Genomic DNA, 19,213 nt, shown 5'->3' on the forward strand with positions numbered 1-19,213 from the left:
GAGGAATTAGGATGGATTACGCAAATGCATATGATTTCAAACATTTTGTTCATGATATGACCGTTATGGTGGAACAGAGTCAGAATGATAAAGAATGTGTTGTGGAAGCGGAAAGGTTGGTTGGTAAATTAATTCAATCCCAATCATGGCTTCCTGCTGAGAAGAGAAGGCCAAGTGATGAGGGGTACTCACGGCATCCGTTGTATTGTGATCCAGAGGACCGTTTCGAAGTGATCGCGCTCGTCTGGAAGCCCGGCCAGAAGACCACTCTTCATGATCACGATGATACATGGGGAGCAGAAGGAGTTATCGCGGGTCAGGTCAAGGTGACAAATTATATACGATTAGAGGAATTATCAGGGGGAAAAATTGTTAAGTTACAGCCTGCTGATTCCATTGTTGTAAACGAGCAGAATACAGGAAAGCTATTGCCTCCGGCAGACTGTCATATCCTTGAGGGGGTAGGCGAAACACCTGCTATCACGATTCATGTTTATGGAAAGCAATTGAGGAAATTTCGGGTATTCACCCCTTTAGATGAAGAAGGGCTATATCTGGCAGAGGAAAAACATGTTGAATACTTCCCTGTTTAGAATCGATTTAATAGAGAATGTTTGGTCCGACCGGTTTATACCTTAAAGGATCATGATTAAGCTGAAATATATTAAGATAAAAAACTATGTTTCCTTTCCGTTTTTTATCCTTGAAAGGAGAAGCTATAAATGCATCATGTGACTCGAAAAATTAAGAAGGTGTTAGTGGCAAACCGGGGGGAAATTGCGATTCGCATTTTTCGTGCGTGCACAGAACTAAATATACGTACCGTAGCCATTTATTCAAATGAAGATGCAGGATCTTTTCATCGCTATAAAGCGGATGAAGCTTATTTAATCGGAAAAGGGAAAAAGCCTATTGAAGCCTATTTAGATATTGAAGGAATCATTGAACTGGCCAAAACGCTTGATGTAGATGCCATTCACCCAGGGTATGGGTTTTTGTCGGAAAATATTCAATTTGCCAAACGTTGTGAAGAAGAAGGAATGATCTTTATTGGTCCACAATCAAGGCATCTTGATATGTTTGGTGATAAGGTGAAAGCTCGTTATCAAGCAGTTCAAGCAAATATTCCCGTGATCCCCGGGAGCGATGGCCCGATTTCAAGTCTGGAAGGGGCGGAAAAGTTTGGTCGAGAACATGGTTATCCCCTTATGATTAAAGCCGCATTGGGCGGGGGCGGCCGCGGCATGCGGATCGTTCGAAGTGCAGATGAATTAAAAGAATCCTTTGAACGTGCTAAGTCTGAAGCGAAAGCTGCGTTTGGCAATGATGAGGTCTATATTGAAAAATGTATTGAAAACCCCAAGCACATTGAAGTACAAATTTTGGGTGATCAGGACGGCAACATCATACATTTATATGAGCGTGATTGTTCAATCCAGCGCCGACATCAGAAGGTAGTGGAAATCGCACCGAGTGTCACTTTACCCGAAACATTGCGCAATCAAATCTGCGATGCAGCTATTCAATTAATGAAAAACGTTGGCTACCAAAATGCCGGAACCGTAGAGTTCCTTGTGTCAGGCGATACGTTTTATTTCATTGAAGTCAATCCACGGGTTCAGGTGGAGCATACGATCACCGAAATGATTACAGGGATTGATATTGTTCAGGCACAAATTCTCATTGCGGATGGATACTCCCTGCATAGTAATGTGATTGGTATTCCTCCTCAGGAGGACATTCAAATCAATGGTTTTGCGATTCAATCACGCGTAACGACAGAAGACCCAATCAACCAGTTTATGCCGGACACTGGGAAAATTATGGCGTTCCGATCAGGTGGCGGGTTTGGTGTTCGTCTTGATGCTGGAAATGGGTTTCAAGGGGCTGTCATTACGCCTTATTATGATTCATTGCTCGTAAAAGTAACGACATGGGCAGGTACGTTTGAGAAAGCGGCTTCTAAAATGCTGCGTAACCTTCGGGAATTTCGTATTCGCGGGATTAAAACGAACCTTCCATTTTTGGAAAATCTGGTAAAGAACGAAAAGTTTTTAAAAGGCGACTTTGACACGTCTTTTATTGAAACAACACCAGAATTATTCTTATTTCCAAAAAGCAAGGACCGCGGTACAAAATTGCTGACCTATATCGGGAATGTTACAGTAAATGGGTTTCCTGGCATCGGTAAAAAGAAGAAGCCTGTATTTACAAAACCCACCTTACCTAAAACCACATACTCAGAGCCCGTTCCATCTGGTACGAAACAAATTTTAGATGCCGAAGGTGCTGAGGGTGTCGTCAAATGGATTAGGGAACAAAAAGAAGTCTTGTTAACCGATACGACCTTTCGTGATGCTCATCAGTCCCTGCTGGCAACCCGCATACGGACCAATGATTTAGTAAGGATTGCAGAGCCAACGGCACGCTTAAACCCTCACCTTTTTTCGGTAGAAATGTGGGGTGGTGCCACATTTGATGTATCATATCGATTTTTAAATGAAGATCCTTGGGATCGATTATTCCAATTACGCCAAAAAATGCCCAATCTATTATTCCAAATGCTTCTTCGTTCTTCCAATGCGGTTGGTTATAAAAACTATCCAGACAATGTCATTAAAAAATTCGTGGAAGAATCAGCAGATGCCGGAATTGATGTGTTCCGAATTTTTGATAGTTTAAATTGGGTGAAAGGCATGTCATTAGCGATTGAATCAGTAAGAGAAAGCGGTAAAATTGCCGAAGCAGCCATGTGTTATACAGGAGACATTTTAGATCCGACGAGAAGAAAGTATGATCTGGATTATTATAAAAATCTTGCGAAAGAGCTGGAAGAATCGGGTGCTCATATTATAGGGATTAAAGATATGGCCGGATTATTAAAGCCGCAAGCCGCTTATGAGCTAATCTCGTCCTTAAAGGAAACAATAGACATACCTATTCACCTGCACAGCCATGATACAAGCGGCAACGGAATTTATATGTATGCGAAGGCCATTGAGGCAGGTGTGGATATTATCGATACAGCCGTCAGTTCGATGGCGGGGTTAACCTCGCAGCCAAGCGCTAATTCGTTATTTTATGCGTTAGAAGGCCATGAACGGAAACCGAACATCGATATTCAGAGCTTAGAACATCTTTCTTCCTATTGGGAAGATGTTCGTAAGTATTATCAACCCTTTGAAAGTGGAATGAACTCCCCTCATACAGAGGTATATGTTCACGAAATGCCGGGAGGCCAATACAGCAACTTGCAGCAACAGGCAAAATCAGTTGGATTAGGGGATCGCTGGGATGAGGTAAAAGAAATGTATTCAAGAGTGAATCATTTATTTGGCGATATCGTCAAAGTAACACCTTCTTCCAAAGTCGTGGGTGATATGGCCCTATTTATGGTACAAAACAATTTAACGGAGCAAGATATTTACGAACGCGGAGAAACAATCGATTTCCCGGATTCGGTAATTGAACTATTTGAGGGATCTTTAGGTCAGCCTTATGAAGGTTTTCCAAAAGATCTTCAACGCATTGTTCTAAAAGGAAGAGAGCCGATTACCGTTCGTCCTGGAGAACTATTCGAAGATGTTGACTTTGAACAGATTGAAAAAACGCTATTTCAAACGCTTAACCGTCCCGTTACCAGTCAAGAAGTGATTGCGTATGCCTTATATTCAAAAGTATTTATGGATTATCAGAAAAACGTTGAACAATATGGGAATGTTTCCGTATTAGACACACCTACTTTCTTATACGGAATGCGGTTAGGCGAAGAAATGGATATTGAAATTGAAAAAGGGAAAACGTTGATTGTCAAACTTGTCTCTATTAGTCAGGCCGGGCAAGATGGCACACGTGCGGTGTATTTTGAATTAAATGGTCAATCCCGTGAAGTCATTATTAAAGATGAAAGTATTAAGACAACCATTCTTTCAAGGCGTAGAGCTGATTCAACCAATGTAAACCATTTGGGAGCTACCATGCCTGGTACCATTATCAAAGTGTTGGTTCAAAAGGGAGAAAAGGTATCAAAAGGTGATCATCTCATCATTACGGAAGCAATGAAGATGGAGACAACTATTCAAGCTCCTTTCGACGGAATCGTAAGAGAGATTTATGTGAAAAGTGGGGAAGCCATCCAACAGGGTGATTTACTTATTGAACTTACCACATGAAACCAGAAACCATAGGGACGGTTCTTCTAGCTTTCTAAGCAAGAAAAAGCTAGGAGGACCGTCCCTGTGGCTTTACTTTTTAATGAAAGTTATTTAAAATAGTTAGTATACTAATATTTAGCAAACCGAAAAATGGTGGAGGGGAAATAAATGTGGATTCGACTAATTCCTATTATATTTTTTAGTTTATCAGCATTATCATTATTGACATTTCAATCAGTAGAAATCGTACATGCTTTTTTTGATTTAATTTCTAATGGCCCTAATAAATTAGATTAATATTAAATATTATATGACCCCTTCTCTAGTGAGAAGGGGTTTAATATTTGAAGGCGAAAACGGCAAATCCTGTGCGCCAGCCATATCTTTGAATTAGGAATACTAAAAGAGGGGCAGTGGCTTGCCTCAATCCGATAAAGCAAATAGAGTGTCACCACGATCGGAAAACCGACTTCACTAATGATTGGAATAATCTGCTCCATTTTCGGATCCCTCCTTCCATTATTATTAAAGGAGACCGGCTTCACAAAGAATCCGGTCTCCTCCTTTCTTAAACAAGCTCATAATCTATAACATTGCGTTCTACTACTCTCGCACCCTTTGCCGAAACAAGGTCGCCGTTTCCGGTATAGAAAGCACCGGAGTTCACAATCTGATCCATAGATTGCTTTACAACTGCTTCATCCATCGGTTCCTTCGGATTATCAATGGTAATACGGGCGATTTTACCAGCAGCTGTTACAAATTGTAATTCCAATGTTTTAGCCATTTCAATCACCTCCTTACACCTTTTATATATAGAAAAATGGGGGTGAGAGGACAGGAGCTTGAAAAAAAAAATTTTCTAATGCCATGGTCAAACACTATGAGCCACCAGTGCCATGAGAACGTCACTGTGGAACCTCGGTGGAACTGTGGAACTCGCCCACACTTCATACATATCTGCTGCATTAAATGGTATTGGTACCAGGAAGAATTCCAAAAACCGTATCAATTTGAAGTGTTAAAGAAAAATAAAAAAGGGGTAAAGAATAGTGGGGAGTAGAGATAAAAGTAAAGTTAAACAAGACAATTGTATTCCCGGTAGTAAAGAGAAAAGTAAAGTTAAACAAGACAATTGTATTCCCGGTAGTAATGAGAAAAATAAAGCTAAACACCAAGAAGGCGTTGAGTATGCCTATCCGAGCAGTAAAGAGAAATTTAAGGCTAAACAGCAAGAAATTATTGAGCATGCCTATCGTATTCCCATATTTTTAAGTACGACAACACATTTAAATGACAAACAAAACATGTTTCTAAACCGGCTGATTTTAGAGATTGAGAATGCTTTGCTTTTTCCACGTACATTACCTTTAAGCGAAAGTTATCCCGAAATCATTTTAACGGATATTCGCCGGGTGGTTTCATCAAGTTATGGAATGTTGGCAATGAACTTTCGCCGTTTTTTCGTTGAGGTCCTTGAAACCAATGAAGGACCATCTCCATCGACTGCTCCGTCATGGCAAGGGTCCGTTTATTCACAAGTAGAACCTTCCATGGCTTTTCAGTTTGGCCTGCCTTTATTATTAGTAAGGGAAGATAACACGGACGCAAATAATGGAATTTGGTCAGGCGGAATTGTCCCGCTCAACACATTTATCGTTTGGGATTCTGAAAATCAAACGGTTGATGAATTCTTTAGTACAATCGAATGGAGAGAAGCCTTTGCCAATTGGAGTGCAGAGGTACGAAATGCTTATTATATTCAGACAGAACCTAAGTTCAAGTACAGATGTGATCGGTGAACGGGTATATTATCATATGTTTTATTAAAAAAATGGACGAAGCAAAGAGTGGAATAGTTGAAAGAACATACGGTTGTGTTTTAATTGAAAAAGAAACCTAAGCCTGGCTTTAAAATTAGAGTCAGGCGCTTATTCAAAAATTAAAGCTAAACAGAACAAGTGTTTTGTTGTAAAATGAATACAGCGGAAGTATTTATTATTTTTATAGAGGTGGATTTTCGATTGAACGGAACAGCACATGCAGCAATTGGAGCAGCAACAGGATTTATTGTCGCAAATACTCTACATACCTCGCCTTCTACTACTCTATTTTTAGTAGGATTAGGTGGAGTTTCAGGATTGGTCCCCGACCTTGACATTGACGGGAAGCTTCGTGAAAAAATCACCTTGTCCCATCAGGTGATTCAGCTGGTTGCACAGTTGATTGGTATTTTGATGGTCATTTATAGTTTTTTTGAGGGTACTGGGAGAGAAAAATGGTTTGGTATTGGGATAGGCTTGATTATGTTGGTTGTATCGACGAAGATCAAGCAAAAGCATATGTTAACCATTACTGGGATAGGTGTGCTATTGGGAGGATTCTCTTTACAGGAAATGTGGTTGATTCTACTGGGGATCTATATTTTGATTGCGTCTTTTGTTTCACACCGTAGTTATACTCATTCTCTATTGGGAGTCATTTTCTTCGGGATAATCGCTTCCAAGTTAGAAGCGTCCCTTGGGGTTGACGGTGTTTTTTATACTTGCCTGATTGGATACATTAGTCATCTGATTGCAGATTTGAAAGTATTACCATGTAACAAACGGGGCATTAAGTTGTTTTTGCCAATTTCGTCGAAAGAAATATAGGTCTATACGTTAACTAATGAGCGCGGGGAGAAAAGTGTCTTATTTCTTTCCGCGCTCTTATTTATACAAATTAGAATCATCTATTTTCGATTTAATCTCCGCACGTCGACTCAAAAGGGTAAGTGGCAAATAAAAACTCTGAAGTGAGGAATAAAAATCCAAATGTAGCGAATATCCCAAAAAAAGTGGCAAATTGTTCAAAGGCATTCATTTGTGTCATAAAAATTTTATTAACCAGATATATTCTCCAATGCCTTATTTTGCAGTTTTTTATAGGCTTCTTCACTTGGAAGCGGATGACAAAAATAATAGCCTTGTCCCGTAGAGCAATTAAGTTTTGAAAGAAAATTGAATTGTTCTTGATTTTCAATACCTTCAGCAACAACACTAACTTTTAAATGGGAAGCCATATCAATAATGGTTTTAACAATAATCCCATTGCCATTTTGTATTTCTCTAATAAAGGATCGGTCTATTTTTAGGCTATCAATTGGTAAATGTCTTAAATATGAAAGGGATGAATAGCCTGTCCCAAAGTCATCAATGAATAACCAGACACCTAGAGATTTTAGGCCTCTTAAAATTGGTAATGTATATTCGGGGTCTTGCATTAAACTTTCCGTAATCTCTAGGTCCAAATAATAAGGTTGTAATTTTGTTTTATTTAAAATCTCAGTCACCATATCGATCAAATCTTTTTTTAATAAGTAAGGTGATATATTAACTGCTATTTTAATTGGAGATAGTCCACTTTCTTGCCAATATTTATTTTGTCTGCAAGCTGTTTCAAGGACCCATTTCGTTATGGGAGTAATTAATCCCGTTTTTTCTGCCAGGGCGAGGACAAAATTTACAAAATTTCAATAAAAATGTCTCTCCAAAGAGGCTGGAGGGACAAAATCTACAAGATTTCAAGAAAATTGTCTCTCCAAAGAGGCTGGAGGGACAAAATCTACAAGATTTCAAGAAAATTGTCTCTCCAAAGAGGCTGAAGGGAAAAAATTTACAAGATTTCAAGAAAACTGTCTCTCCAAAGAGGCTGGAGGGAAAAAATCTTTGGGATTACAAAAAAATTGTCCTTCCAGGGGTGCTGGAGGGACAATCTAAAGGGTTTTTTTCTTTTTTGTTGTTTCGCGAATGATAAGATCTGTAGGGATTAACTTTTTTTGACGTTTCAAATTTGGATTTTCAATAGCTGAAGTGAGTAGTTTTTCCGCCTCAACACTAATTTCCGTTACTTTTTGTCGTATACAGGAAGGCGATGGTGCTGCATTTTCCGGTTTCCTCAATGGGAAGCTGCTTTCAGGTGACTCGATTTTTGTCGAACCTCTTATGTGAATCGTATTGAATATTTTTCCTATCTTATAAATAAATGAACCATAATTTTAATCCAACCAAAAAATGCAATCCACAGTGGAACACTAAGAGACGTACCCCAAAATAAACCAGTCAAGAAATTTCCTTGCCTCATCATTTAAATCCACTCCCTTTAAAGTTGTAGATTACCTTTTTTGATTTTATTAAAACTATAATTGATAACGCTTACAAGGACAATAGGTTTATTTCCCTTCGCCAAACTCGCAAAATGGCTTTCGACCTATGTGCGTTTACCTTACTATATCAAATAGTAGAAAGGAAAAAACAAGAAGCATGTCAGGGAAGCTTTAAATGTTTTCGACAAATTCGAAAGCAACACTATATAACCGTGAGGCGCTAATTAGTTCAGTTGTTTTTTATAACAAGAGAGATGATTATAAAAGAGAAAATTATTGGAAAAGGACGTTGTACCATAAAATATAAGTAAATGATTCCAATTCCCATATTATCCCTGTAAATTCCTAATAAAGATTTGGTAAATCTATTAGTAGGAGGGATTGAACGTGAGAATTCGGATTTTATTACTACTAACTCTCATCTATTTTCATTTTTCGACGATAGCAAGTGCAGAAACATCACTAACAGCTGCATTTATCCGAGATCATCAGTTGTGGCTCAAAAAGGATGGTCAAGAAATACAACTCACAAAGGACCGATATGTGTATTCACCGAAATGGTCATATGACGGCCGTTTTATTGGAATACACACCTAAAGGATTTGTAGACCTTGATCTGGAATGGTTCTCTAAAGATTTGGTAATTGTTGCTCGTGCGAAAGAGAACAAGGAGTGGAAAGAAGGACCTGTACCAACTATGTTCACATCACTTTACGCTATAAACATAAAAACAGGAGACCAAAAACAAATCTCGTTTCCAAGGAAGAATGAACTTGACGAAGATCCTCAAGTTGTTAGATCTTACCTTACTTGGTTTCGAAAGATGGCAGAGCAAAATAAAGGTGATGTATGGGTTAAAAATGCTTTAAATGGCCAAGAGCATATATGGCTTAAAAATGTAGATTACGCTCCAATGTTTTTTACACCGAAGCAAAGTCCTTAAGAATAAATTGAATAAAGCTTATTCCGTAATCGAATTGAGTAAAAGCTAATATAAGATAACTAGATTGAAGAGGTTTCTTGGTAACTAAATAGAGGCTCCCAATTCAACAAAATAAATAGCAATTGAAAAGACCACCTTTAATGATGGTCTTTTTTCGCTATTTTTTTTTTTCGGAATAAAATTGGAAAGTTAAAGAATAATTCATCCAAGCTCCGTTATATTGTTAAACTAAAAGCCAGGAAACTCCTGACTAAATCTTAATACTTCAAGAAGCATCGCTTATTTTATTTTTTTTAGAAAAATACTTCATATGTAGGTTTAATAAGGTATCCAACTCTTGGCTGCATCTTAATGTTTCATAGCTATTAATACCAGTACTTTTAGCGATATTCGCCATTTTAACTTTCAATATGTCTATTTGGCTTAAGAGTAATATTTCTAAATAATCATTAATCATAATAGGTCAATACTCCTAGTAAAAAGTAATTATAAAAAAAGTGGACAAAAGCTATTATAAGGAAAATTTATGATATTAAAAATAGATTCGACAAAAGTTGTCAAAAAAAGACATGTCTTTTTTTGCATAATAAATGCAACTCGAAAGATTCGAAAAATCTTCAAACTATATTGGAGATAACTGTCTGTTTTTTATGATTAAATAGTATAATATACCCATATAAACAACGTATAAATAGGGGGAACTTTATGTTTTTTTTAAAGTCAAAGCAAGAAACGGCTAAGCACAGCTTAGTAAGCGGATATGGGGAGATAAACATCATTAAAGGCAATGAAGTGGAAAAACAATTAAAAATGATTGGTCTAACCAAAACAGATTTACAGATGATCAATACTTTACAGCCATTTGTCAAAGAAAATATCGATCACATTGTTGATCAATTTTATAAAAATCTTGAAATTGAACCTTCATTGTTAAGAATTATTAATGGTAACAGTTCAATTGACAGACTAAAAAAGACGCTAAAGCAGCATATTGTCGAAATGTTTGAGGGGATAGTGGATGAAACTTATCTTGAAAAAAGGATCAAAATCGCACATATTCATGTTAGAATCGGTCTGCAGACAAAATGGTATATGTGTGCCTTTCAAGATCTCCTTCTATCCCTTATGAATATTATTGAAGAAAATATCTTTACAAAAGATGAATGCCTACTGGCGATAAAGGCTGTCACGAAAATACTAAACCTGGAACAACAATTAGTTTTAGAGGCATATGATGCTGAAACAGAAAGGTTAAAAGAATCAGTAGAGCTGCAAAAAAAATCAGTTCGAGAAAATGTTGCGAATGCCACACAAAATCTGGCGGCAATTTCTGAACAAACCAATACTTCCTTTCATCAATTGATTTCACAATCTAACGAAATTGTTACTCTTGCCAATGCTGGAACTGAATTATCTTTGCTCGCCAAGGAACGTGCCGGAAATGGAAAAGAACAAATACGTAAACAGACTTTAACCATGTCAAATATACATAAATCTATAGAGGATATATCAAAGGATGCCAGAGTATTGTTGGAACTATTGAGCCAAATGCAAGAGATTGTTGATATTGTAACAGGCATCTCTGACCAAACTAATTTGCTTTCTTTAAACGCGGCTATCGAAGCAGCAAGAGCGGGGGAATATGGCAGAGGGTTTTCCGTAGTAGCGGGGGAAGTTCGGAAATTGTCAGAGCAAACGAAGGACTCTGTATCTAATGTATCTTCATTGATTCTAAACACGAATTTGCAAGTAGAAAAACTTACAAAGTCACTTGAAACCATTAATGTAGAAGTGAAAAATGGCAACAATAATATGAAAACTACTGAAAACTATTTTGAACAAATTTTAAAAACGATGGAAGACACCAAGGATCAAAACAACAAGATTCATAATGATCTCATTTCAATTGTAAATGTAGTCAATGAATTGGGCGGCGCTTTTGAAGAGATTGCTCTTTCAGCAGAGAAACTTTCTTTCATAACACAAGAAATGGACTAAAATTAGCTTAGGTATTTTTATTGATTGGATGTCTAAAAAACTATAAGTTATAATGTTAATTTAATCGTAATCTAATTGTTTTTAAATGAATTGTAATAGTTTAATAATGTTGTTTCTTTATGATTATGTATAGAATCATAACAGCTAAGGAGTAGTCAATTATGAAAAAGATTTTTGCTATCCTTTGTTCTATCCGTAAATATCATAAATACAACTATTATACAGATGAATGTAAAACATGTGGTAAGAAAAGAAGAATGAACTAAGATCCCGGTTGTGTTAGCACAACCGGGTTTTTTAATAAATCCATCACTTTTCGTTTAATGGGATTTTTTGTAGTTAATGACAAGAATCGAAAATGCTAGTAGAATATTCATAGTGGTATTTTTTTGCGAAAATAGTAAAAATACTCAAAATAAGGCGGAGGAAATATGGAAAGAAAAAGGAAAAAGAAGAGAAGCAAATGGAAGGTAGTGGGTTATTCCCTTTTAGGTATCATCATTGTTGCCATTGCAGCAGTTGGATATGAATATTATCAACTTCAGCCAACGAATCACTTTAAAAACATTCCCGTTGTAAATGCAGGCAAGACCGAACAACAAACCAATTCGGAAAATCCTAGTTTTAATATTTTATTTATGGGTTCTGATGCAAGACCGGGTGAAAAGATTGGGCATTCTGATACAATGATGCTTGCGCATGTGGATTTGGGAAAAAATCAAATTAATGCGATCAGCATTCCACGTGATACACGTGTCCATTTAGATGGTTATGGATATACAAAATTAACAAGTGTCCAGTATATTTTGCAGGCTACCAAAGGTCCTAAGCAAGGGATGGAAGGGGCAGTAAAAGCGATTACTGATCTCACTGGCGTGCCGATTAATTACTATGTTGAAACCAATTTTACAGGTCTTCAGTCCATGATTGATACAATGGGCGGTATTAACATGTACGTGCCAACCGATGTGAAAGTTGGTAATGAAGTGATCAACGCCGGTTCTCATTTCTTGGACGGTAAAACGGTGTTAGCTCTCTCCCGCGAGCGCCATTCCCTTGCGAATGGGGATTATGGACGTCAGCAGCTACAATTGGAGGCGTTAAAAGGGATTTCAAAAGAAGCCTTAAAGCCAAGCAACGTTTCTAAATTACCTACACTTGTACAATCCGTTTCAAAATATATGATTGGTACGAATATGTCAACATCAGATATGGTAAGCTTAGGACTTGCGATGAAAGACTTTGACCCTAATAAGCAATTGAAATACAAACAGGTATATGGGGTAGGGCAAACTATGTACGATGATGTTCTTAAGGCAAACAATTCACAAATTGTGATTGATCAGCAAAAAATGAAAAGTTTGATAGCTGAATATTTTCAGAGCTAAGATCAGTAATTCAATTTGATGAGAGAAGTAAAAAATAGATTTTTTACATTCAAGATGCAGTTGTATTGTGAACCAAAAATGCCAGCCACTTTTTAGTGGTTGGCATTTTTGGTTCAGCAATCAAACGATATTTCTTTTCACTTTCAAGCAGAGCTTTTTCTGTATTCTTTCGATCATTTCTGTTCCAGATCAACTAAGAGTCCTTATTGATGCTTGATAGGCATTGGTCAAGGGGCCGTTTTGCTTTATATCAACACTTTTTGGCCAGATATCAACATTTCTTCAAATATATCAACAATTTCCTTTTCCCTTAGAATTTCGCCGAAGCCTTTGCCACCTTTTCTAACCCGTCTGCAATGATTTCTTCTGCGCGGTCAGAGTATTGATTATGTCCTTCAATGACAATGGTTTCTGGATTGGTGATTCCCCATAGTCCAAGGTTCGTTTGGACATATCTAACGGCCATTTCAAATGCTGCCATTGCTTCCGAAGAATAATCTCCACCACGTGCACTAAGTAAAACAACTTTTTTATCACCTGCTAAGCCAATTGGTCCTTCCGGAGTGTACTTGAATGTTTTTCCAGCTTGAGCAAGGTAAGAAATGTAATTAACTAGAGGTGCTGGAACCATGCTATTCCATAATGGGAAGGCGAAGACGATTTTGTCTGCTGCAAAGAATTGGTCTAAATAGTGATCCACTAAATCAGCTGCTTTTGTCTCTTCCGTAGTTAATTCTAGTCCCTGTTTACTTTTGAATACGCCCATGATCGCAGTATTTCCGTAATTAGGAAGCTCAGCTTTGAAAAGGTCCAATTCCATAGTTTCATCTGTTGGGTTGGCTTCTTTGTATGTGTTCAAGAATGCTTCGTACATTTTTGAGCTGACTGCTTGATCAGTAGGACGATTGTTGGCTTTGATAAATAATACTTTTGACATGTGTAGTTCCTCCGTTTGTTTTATTTTAAAAGTTGTTGTAACAACCTTTTAGTTTTAAGATGTTGTTATAGCAACTATATGGGGTGAATGTCCTATTCCGAACAATTTTGGACATTCTCATTGATTTTAGACAGGATTCTTTCCAGGGTTTCGAGATCTTCCTTTGAAATACCTTTACAAATAATCTCATTTAATTCTTCTGTGATGGGGATAATCTGTTTGCCGAGTTCTTTACCACAGGCTGTGAGGTGCAGTTCTAACGAACGGCGGTCACATTGATTGCAAACTCTTTTAATAAACCCCTTAGCCTCGAGATTTGAAGCCATCCTCGCAATATTGGTTTTATCTTTATTAAGGATTTCTCCCAACTGGTTTTGCGTCAGACCATCTTTTTCCCAAAGAAGCATCATAATTAAATTTTGCTCCGGAGCAAGATTGTAGTGCTCGAGTTTTGATTTAATTAAGCTTGTAAGGTTCAAATCCGTTTTATGAATTTTGATCCCTATATAGTCCCGTAAAAATAAGTTCAAATAAATCCCTCGCGATTTAGTTGCTATACATACCAATTTACTTATGTAATGTTAAATGAAAATGGGCTTGGTGTCAAATTCAAGAATTGGCAATTGCCTTTTTGAAACATTATTTGGCCCAGATCATGAATAGGCAAAGCTGGTGGTGATCTACGTGGATTTGAATTGAAAAACTTTTTAAATGGAATAAAGAGGTTAATTTATGATGAGTGTCCTGTTTTTGATGAGTACGATGACGGTAATGGGGGATCCCGAACCCCAGACAATCTTTTTAGATTATGTTCCATTAACCTGATCTATTCAAGAATCGACGTTTTAGTTCTTTTTTAATATTTCAACAAATTTTCACCCGTTATCAAAAAAAACCTTGATGTTTTTCAAAGGTTTTTTTTTAGTTGTAGATTGTCCACACATTGCCTTAAAACCAATCATAATCTATCTAAAAGCAATAGAAAGGAAGAAGAGGGTCATTGATGGAGAATGATAAAGAACTAAAACGGGAACCAAGCGGGGAAATCGATCGGTTTACGGGATTCATGTTTGGCAGTCATCGCCAAAGGAAATTTAACAATAATGACGAACATCCTTCACAAGAATTTCCGGAACAAACTGAGGAAACATCCTTCCATCGCACAACGAATCGAATGGATGATTGGCTATTTGGCTTTCGGGAAAAAGGACCTCCAACACTCCCGCAAAACAATCTAAATCAGGTAGAAAGTCTTCTTAACCAGATTGATTTGATGCAGGTGATGGAAACATATGATATGTTTGTTGCCACAACTAAACAATTAAAACCTTTGTTTAATGATATCTCCCCATATTTTCATCGTTTGGTGAAAAAAATTAAATCCACTAAATAAATATAAAATCCCCCCAAAACGGGGGGAGAAACTAGAATCCAAATGGTCCTGGCGGGCAGCAAGGATTAACGGGTGCGCCGCACATCGTATGTGTTTCACAGCATTCATTTACACATGATTCAGTGTGTGGAAAATAGTGTTGATGATTTACCATCAGCTTGTTGACGGTAGTGGTATGCGATGGATGCACGTGCTCTACTACTTTATTAAATAGATTTGTTTTTACATATTGCTGTGTTGGTGAGAAAAGTGGTGGATCATATTGAGCCGGGAATGCTTGCGGTGGACAGTATTGTGGTGGACACGGTTGCGGAGGACAGAATGGTGCCTGCATCGGTGCAACCGGAGCAACTTGATTTGGCATTACATTAGGTGGAAACCCGCCAAATCCAACATTTCTTTTCATAGTCATTTAACCTCCAGGCGAATTTGTCATGTTTTATCGGTAGTCAATGTCACTGCTTGGCGTTTCGGACTAGTTAGGAAACCTATTTGGGAGGGATATCAACAAAAATTTCAGTTTTATCGACAATGAAGGAGATATCAACAAATATCCCATCGGGTTCCCAGATCATCCTTTCAATACTTCTTTTGATATAGCAGCATAATTTTTTATCAGATTGTCCAATCCCTTCCGATATATCGGCATAGTATGAAATAATACTAAATCTAGGAAGGGACCATTATGAAGTTTTTAAATAGTTTTTTTAAAATAGGGATTGGTTCGAATCTAATTGTATTCGTTGCTATGACACTCCTCCCCGTTTTCATTGTTACAGACCAATTAGATGTTTTTGAAAAAATCATTTCCAATATTGCGGAAAAATAAAGCTGTCTATTATAATGTAACGGGTTCTGATGAAGGGGAGAAAATCACAATTCGTGTCCTAAATCGCTATTGAAATATTGTAGTTTTAACAATAAAATTCGCACATAAATTTGCAACTGAATTCGCTCTAAATAGTTCCATTTTGAGGTGCATATATATATTAAACTCTGCATCAATATTGACATAAAAAATTGACAAATTAATAAACAAAAAAAGTGCTAAATTTTCTAATTTAGCACTTTTTTCTTGTGTTCTAGAAGAATATTTAAAGTAATGTCAAATTACAATGGACCAAAACCACTTCCATTTCCTTTTTCAGGATTTTCCTCTAGCTTCTCAGCTATACGACCTGCCTCTGGCGAAGATGCACCAGATTTTTTATCAAAATAAATAGCTAATCCAGCCAATATAATGACAGGCGTAAATATATATATCCAAATAAATATTGTCACCTCCATAAGGGGGAAAACACAAATAATATTCAATACTCAAATTAATTTTAACATAAATATCCAGAAAAACAATTTATAGGTAAATAATTAAAAGTGTTTCACGACATTTAATCGAACAATCAATTTTAGCACTTAAATTGACAGCCAATTTGCACCCCATTTAACACTAAAATGAGTATTAGCACATAAATTTATGTTTTTCGTCCAAATGGAGTGCGAATTCGTATGCTGTTTCTAATGATAAAATGAAACTATCATTGGTATATCAATAAAAAGGAGGTACGAAATCATTTGTGATTTCTACCTCCAAATATATTACGTTTTACTTTTTTCTTTTTTCTCCTTCTAAACTGAACCCGTTTATTATAATGGGCAACTTTTTTACTTTTTGCTGGAAACTTTCAACTCTGACCATTTGCAGTAAGAAGAATTTATTGTTGAGGTTAACTGAATATATATCTATCTTCAGCAATCAGGCCATTTTGTTGAAGAAGGATATCTCTCATTTTTATCGAATACAGTATTATAAATAAGCTTATCAAAAGTGGTGAGATAAATAGGAAAAAAATTTAATTTCTTTTTGGACAATGAAACGGAGAAATATATAATTAACAGGCTTCGGAGTGCGGGTTGTGTTTTTGCAGAAGATGAGACCCGGTTACTTATCTCAGAGGCACGAACTCCAGAGGACCTCAAGAAAATGGTGGAAATGCGAGCCGATGGTTTACCTCTTGAATATGTTGTTGGATACGCAGAGTTCTGTGGTTTGCGGATAGAAGTGGACCGAGGCGTTTTCGTGCCTCGCAAACGTACCGAGTTTCTTGTTCACCAGGCAGAAGCCCTGTCATGTTCTGGTGATATCGTCGTTGATCTATGTTGCGGGTCAGGTGCTGTGGGTGTAGCACTGGCGGCAGCTTTAGGACGATTTGAATTGTATTCTGTTGACATTGACCCTGTCGCAGTAGCATGCGCTGGCCGCAACGTAACGGATTTCGGTGGCTATGTTTTTGAAGGTGATTTGTATAATGCTCTGCCCCACTCACTTAAAGGCCATGTGAACATCCTAGTTGCGAACGTACCATACGTTCCTACCGAGGCAATCAAGCTGCTCCCACAGGAGGCTCGCCTACATGAACCGAAGGTGGCGCTTGACGGAGGAGAGGATGGACTTGACATTCAGCGAAGAATAGCAAAAGAAGCATTTCACTGGCTAGCACCGGGAGGCCATTTTTTGATAGAGACGAGCGAAATGCAGGCTCCTCAGACCTTTGAAATCTTTTTAGGTGCTGGGCTTACGACAAAAGTGGCTAGAGACGAGGAACTGGACGCTACTGTTGTTATCGGATCAAAATCGTAAATAAGTACTTAGCATTCATCACAAATGAAATGAATTTCTTAGCACTCTACTAAAATCCTTATTCAATTAAAGGGCGCATATCTGGATATGCGCCCTTTTTTGCATGAAATGGTCATTTTGTGGAATAGAAGGAGGAGTTGTTAGGAAGTAAATCGAACTCTTAGTTATTCAACAATAATGACTAGAAACAGGAAAGTGCTTTTTATAATAGAATATGCTCTTCATTAAAAGTTTAATTCTAACCATTCATCTGTTTCTTTAAAACCAAACTTTTTATAAACAGGTCTACCTAATTTTGAAGCCCCAAGCCAAATTTTTGTAATCCCAGCATTTTTAGTTTCATCAACTAATTTAGTCAATAAATTAGTTGCGATTCCTTGTCCGCGGTAATTTTCTTTTGTATACATATTAGTGATATAAGCCTTTTTTCCACTCTTATTGGTATAAGTAGGTGGAAATTCATAAAAAATTACTGCACCACCAGCAATAATTTCTTCATTATCTTCAACCAGCCATTGAATTAAAGAACCATCGCTTAGTTTATTTATAAAGAAATCATTAAGTTCCGTATCGATGTCTATATTTGGTTCAATTCCCTCATCAACTAGTTGTTTTTTCCTTAAATCAATCAGTTTATAAAGGTCATCTAAATTCGCCTTTCGATATTTCAACATCTCACCACTCCTGTGTACAATTTAACTCATTTTTCCATATTTCTAGAATATCCTCTGAATCATATCTTTTGCAATTTTTTGAATCTGCAAGATTTTAAACACAGCAATGAAGTGCAATGGGATATAATTAAATAAAAATTTTTGGAGGAGAAGTATGATCAGAAGACTCGGTAAAAATGATCATGAGGTTTGTCTCAATTTGTTAAAAACCAGACCGGCAGAAAACTTATTTATCATTGGTGACATTGAGGCATACGGTTATGAACAAGACTTTCAAAAGCTTTGGGGGGAGTTTGACGAAAGCTATGAATTAATTGCTGTCTTATTAAAGTACGAGGAAAACTATATCCCATTTGCGATAACCCCATTTAATGCTAAGGGATTTGCTGAGATCATGTCTCAAGATTCTACTTTTAAGATGATGTCTGGGCTAAAGGAAATCACGGAGCAAATTGAACCTTTCTTAACACAACCTAAAAGAAAAAGACAAACTTATTATGCAAAATGTACTCAATTAAATACTATGAATATTGATTTTTCAAATGTTCAACAAGCAACTCCTCAGGATGCAGAAGAACTTGTTGAATTGTTAACCTCGGTGCCGGAGTTTAGCGATTCAACCACCACAGTAGAAAGAAAACTTCGTGAACTGAAGGATGGAAGTTCACGGTCATTTTTTTAAAAGACCGATGGAAAAATAGTCTCCACTGCCTCAACAGCTGCAGAAAATTCAATGTCCGCTATGGTTGTGGGTGTGGCAACGTTAGAAAACTATAAGAGAAAGGGATATGCAACCAAGTGTATGCTCAGGCTTTGTAGTCAACTTTTACAGGAAGGGAAAGAACTATGTTTGTTCTCCGATAATCCCGAAGCGGGGGCTATTTATAAGCGAATTGGTTTTGAAGATATTGGATTTTGGATGATGTATACCTATTGGTAAAGAT

Annotated in this window: 21 protein-coding genes and 3 pseudogenes; 14 read left to right on the forward strand and 10 right to left on the reverse strand. The window is 37.1% G+C overall.

Going from position 1 to position 19,213, the window contains the following annotated elements; translation table 11 throughout:
- Positions 1–11: 11 nt before the first annotated feature.
- From BIV60_RS14955 to BIV60_RS30470, 3 genes are all read left to right on the forward strand, one after another.
- Complete coding sequence (locus tag BIV60_RS14955) at positions 12–593, forward strand: cysteine dioxygenase family protein (protein WP_071356526.1); 582 nt, start codon at positions 12–14, stop codon at positions 591–593.
- A gap of 129 nt (positions 594–722) precedes the next feature.
- Positions 723–4,172 (forward strand): pyruvate carboxylase, encoded by a 3,450-nt coding sequence (gene pyc / locus BIV60_RS14960; protein ID WP_071356527.1) that lies wholly within the window; start codon positions 723–725, stop codon positions 4,170–4,172.
- A gap of 150 nt (positions 4,173–4,322) precedes the next feature.
- Positions 4,323–4,451 (forward strand): hypothetical protein, encoded by a 129-nt coding sequence (locus BIV60_RS30470; protein WP_256218424.1) that lies wholly within the window; start codon positions 4,323–4,325, stop codon positions 4,449–4,451.
- A 2-nt stretch (positions 4,452–4,453) separates the two neighbouring features.
- Here BIV60_RS30470 and BIV60_RS30985 read toward each other — a convergent pair whose 3' ends face one another.
- Positions 4,454–4,654, reverse strand: a complete 201-nt coding sequence (locus tag BIV60_RS30985) for a YvrJ family protein (protein ID WP_371261541.1) — start codon at positions 4,652–4,654, stop codon at positions 4,454–4,456.
- A 68-nt stretch (positions 4,655–4,722) separates the two neighbouring features.
- Positions 4,723–4,941 carry a DUF2922 domain-containing protein gene (locus tag BIV60_RS14970; protein ID WP_071356528.1) on the reverse strand — a complete coding sequence of 73 codons (219 nt, stop codon included), beginning with the start codon at positions 4,939–4,941 and terminating at the stop codon, positions 4,723–4,725.
- Positions 4,942–5,206: 265 nt separating this feature from the next.
- Here BIV60_RS14970 and BIV60_RS14975 point away from each other — a divergent pair, with 265 nt between their 5' ends.
- Together BIV60_RS14975 and BIV60_RS14980 are read left to right on the forward strand one after the other, a co-directional pair.
- Positions 5,207–5,956, forward strand: coding sequence for a hypothetical protein (locus BIV60_RS14975; RefSeq protein WP_256218425.1), 750 nt, complete (start codon positions 5,207–5,209; stop codon positions 5,954–5,956).
- Positions 5,957–6,178: 222 nt separating this feature from the next.
- On the forward strand, positions 6,179–6,805 hold the full coding sequence (locus BIV60_RS14980) for a metal-dependent hydrolase (RefSeq protein WP_071356530.1): 627 nt from the start codon (positions 6,179–6,181) through the stop codon (positions 6,803–6,805).
- A gap of 230 nt (positions 6,806–7,035) precedes the next feature.
- Here the strand turns inward: BIV60_RS14980 and BIV60_RS14985 are convergent, their stop codons facing one another.
- Positions 7,036–7,641, reverse strand: a complete 606-nt coding sequence (locus tag BIV60_RS14985) for an EAL domain-containing protein (RefSeq protein ID WP_083402266.1) — start codon at positions 7,639–7,641, stop codon at positions 7,036–7,038.
- A gap of 1,044 nt (positions 7,642–8,685) precedes the next feature.
- On the opposite strand from BIV60_RS14985, the gene BIV60_RS30475 reads away from it, so the two are divergent.
- Positions 8,686–8,895: a hypothetical protein gene (locus BIV60_RS30475; RefSeq protein WP_256218426.1), complete on the forward strand. Its 210-nt coding sequence runs from the start codon at positions 8,686–8,688 to the stop codon at positions 8,893–8,895.
- Positions 8,882–9,241 (forward strand): annotated as a pseudogene (locus tag BIV60_RS28510) (translocation protein TolB); the annotation flags it as partial. The gene BIV60_RS30475 and the pseudogene BIV60_RS28510, both read left to right, overlap by 14 nt.
- Before the next feature lie 265 nt (positions 9,242–9,506).
- Here BIV60_RS28510 and BIV60_RS15000 read toward each other — a convergent pair.
- Positions 9,507–9,698, reverse strand: coding sequence for an aspartyl-phosphate phosphatase Spo0E family protein (locus BIV60_RS15000; RefSeq protein WP_071356533.1), 192 nt, complete (start codon positions 9,696–9,698; stop codon positions 9,507–9,509).
- A 248-nt stretch (positions 9,699–9,946) separates the two neighbouring features.
- On the opposite strand from BIV60_RS15000, the pseudogene BIV60_RS30990 reads away from it, so the two are divergent.
- The 3 genes and pseudogenes from BIV60_RS30990 to BIV60_RS15010 all read left to right on the forward strand — a co-directional run.
- Positions 9,947–10,477: pseudogene (locus BIV60_RS30990) on the forward strand (protoglobin domain-containing protein); the annotation flags it as partial.
- Positions 10,478–10,657: 180 nt separating this feature from the next.
- On the forward strand, positions 10,658–11,239 hold the full coding sequence (locus BIV60_RS30995; protein WP_256218432.1) for a methyl-accepting chemotaxis protein: 582 nt from the start codon (positions 10,658–10,660) through the stop codon (positions 11,237–11,239).
- A 431-nt stretch (positions 11,240–11,670) separates the two neighbouring features.
- On the forward strand, positions 11,671–12,627 hold the full coding sequence (locus BIV60_RS15010) for an LCP family protein (RefSeq protein ID WP_071356535.1): 957 nt from the start codon (positions 11,671–11,673) through the stop codon (positions 12,625–12,627).
- A gap of 49 nt (positions 12,628–12,676) precedes the next feature.
- Here the strand turns inward: BIV60_RS15010 and BIV60_RS29740 are convergent, their stop codons facing one another.
- The 3 genes from BIV60_RS29740 to BIV60_RS15020 all read right to left on the reverse strand — a co-directional run bounded on the left by BIV60_RS29740 (position 12,677) and on the right by BIV60_RS15020 (position 14,094).
- A complete protein-coding gene (locus tag BIV60_RS29740) occupies positions 12,677–12,820 on the reverse strand; it encodes a hypothetical protein (protein WP_177177313.1) in 144 nt (47 codons plus the stop codon).
- A gap of 117 nt (positions 12,821–12,937) precedes the next feature.
- Positions 12,938–13,564, reverse strand: a complete 627-nt coding sequence (locus tag BIV60_RS15015; RefSeq protein ID WP_071356536.1) for an FMN-dependent NADH-azoreductase — start codon at positions 13,562–13,564, stop codon at positions 12,938–12,940.
- Between the two features lie 92 nt (positions 13,565–13,656).
- The gene (locus tag BIV60_RS15020; protein ID WP_071356537.1) at positions 13,657–14,094 is read right to left on the reverse strand and encodes a MarR family winged helix-turn-helix transcriptional regulator; all 438 of its coding nucleotides are present in this window, start codon (positions 14,092–14,094) and stop codon (positions 13,657–13,659) included.
- A gap of 473 nt (positions 14,095–14,567) precedes the next feature.
- On the opposite strand from BIV60_RS15020, the gene BIV60_RS15025 reads away from it, so the two are divergent.
- On the forward strand, positions 14,568–14,957 hold the full coding sequence (locus BIV60_RS15025; protein WP_071356538.1) for a hypothetical protein: 390 nt from the start codon (positions 14,568–14,570) through the stop codon (positions 14,955–14,957).
- A gap of 31 nt (positions 14,958–14,988) precedes the next feature.
- On the opposite strand, the gene BIV60_RS15030 is transcribed toward BIV60_RS15025, so the two are convergent.
- Entirely contained in the window at positions 14,989–15,363 is a 375-nt protein-coding gene (locus BIV60_RS15030) for a CotD family spore coat protein (RefSeq protein WP_371261543.1), read from the reverse strand.
- A 279-nt stretch (positions 15,364–15,642) separates the two neighbouring features.
- On the opposite strand from BIV60_RS15030, the gene BIV60_RS29745 reads away from it, so the two are divergent.
- Positions 15,643–15,786 (forward strand): hypothetical protein, encoded by a 144-nt coding sequence (locus BIV60_RS29745; protein ID WP_177177314.1) that lies wholly within the window; start codon positions 15,643–15,645, stop codon positions 15,784–15,786.
- A gap of 281 nt (positions 15,787–16,067) precedes the next feature.
- On the opposite strand, the gene BIV60_RS29750 is transcribed toward BIV60_RS29745, so the two are convergent.
- Positions 16,068–16,244, reverse strand: a complete 177-nt coding sequence (locus tag BIV60_RS29750; RefSeq protein ID WP_177177315.1) for a hypothetical protein — start codon at positions 16,242–16,244, stop codon at positions 16,068–16,070.
- A gap of 574 nt (positions 16,245–16,818) precedes the next feature.
- On the opposite strand from BIV60_RS29750, the gene BIV60_RS15035 reads away from it, so the two are divergent.
- On the forward strand, positions 16,819–17,595 hold the full coding sequence (locus BIV60_RS15035; protein ID WP_071356539.1) for a putative protein N(5)-glutamine methyltransferase: 777 nt from the start codon (positions 16,819–16,821) through the stop codon (positions 17,593–17,595).
- A 224-nt stretch (positions 17,596–17,819) separates the two neighbouring features.
- On the opposite strand, the gene BIV60_RS15040 is transcribed toward BIV60_RS15035, so the two are convergent.
- Positions 17,820–18,266 (reverse strand): GNAT family N-acetyltransferase, encoded by a 447-nt coding sequence (locus BIV60_RS15040; RefSeq protein WP_083402272.1) that lies wholly within the window; start codon positions 18,264–18,266, stop codon positions 17,820–17,822.
- Between the two features lie 157 nt (positions 18,267–18,423).
- On the opposite strand from BIV60_RS15040, the pseudogene BIV60_RS15045 reads away from it, so the two are divergent.
- Positions 18,424–19,209, forward strand: a pseudogene (locus BIV60_RS15045) (GNAT family N-acetyltransferase).
- The last annotated feature ends 4 nt before the right edge of the window (positions 19,210–19,213 follow it).

Origin of the sequence: Bacillus sp. MUM 116, assembly GCF_001866655.1 — a bacterium.
Classification (GTDB): domain Bacteria; phylum Bacillota; class Bacilli; order Bacillales; family Cytobacillaceae; genus Neobacillus.

Coding starts and splice junctions, on each gene's coding strand:
- BIV60_RS14955 (WP_071356526.1), top strand. CDS start 12: ATGGATTACGCAAATGCATATGATTTCAAACATTTTGTTCATGATATG.
- pyc (WP_071356527.1), top strand. CDS start 723: ATGCATCATGTGACTCGAAAAATTAAGAAGGTGTTAGTGGCAAACCGG.
- BIV60_RS30470 (WP_256218424.1), top strand. CDS start 4,323: ATGTGGATTCGACTAATTCCTATTATATTTTTTAGTTTATCAGCATTA.
- BIV60_RS30985 (WP_371261541.1), bottom strand. CDS start 4,654: ATGGAGCAGATTATTCCAATCATTAGTGAAGTCGGTTTTCCGATCGTG.
- BIV60_RS14970 (WP_071356528.1), bottom strand. CDS start 4,941: ATGGCTAAAACATTGGAATTACAATTTGTAACAGCTGCTGGTAAAATC.
- BIV60_RS15000 (WP_071356533.1), bottom strand. CDS start 9,698: ATGATTAATGATTATTTAGAAATATTACTCTTAAGCCAAATAGACATA.
- BIV60_RS15010 (WP_071356535.1), top strand. CDS start 11,671: ATGGAAAGAAAAAGGAAAAAGAAGAGAAGCAAATGGAAGGTAGTGGGT.
- BIV60_RS15015 (WP_071356536.1), bottom strand. CDS start 13,564: ATGTCAAAAGTATTATTTATCAAAGCCAACAATCGTCCTACTGATCAA.
- BIV60_RS15025 (WP_071356538.1), top strand. CDS start 14,568: ATGGAGAATGATAAAGAACTAAAACGGGAACCAAGCGGGGAAATCGAT.
- BIV60_RS15030 (WP_371261543.1), bottom strand. CDS start 15,363: ATGAAAAGAAATGTTGGATTTGGCGGGTTTCCACCTAATGTAATGCCA.
- BIV60_RS29745 (WP_177177314.1), top strand. CDS start 15,643: ATGAAGTTTTTAAATAGTTTTTTTAAAATAGGGATTGGTTCGAATCTA.
- BIV60_RS29750 (WP_177177315.1), bottom strand. CDS start 16,244: ATGGAGGTGACAATATTTATTTGGATATATATATTTACGCCTGTCATT.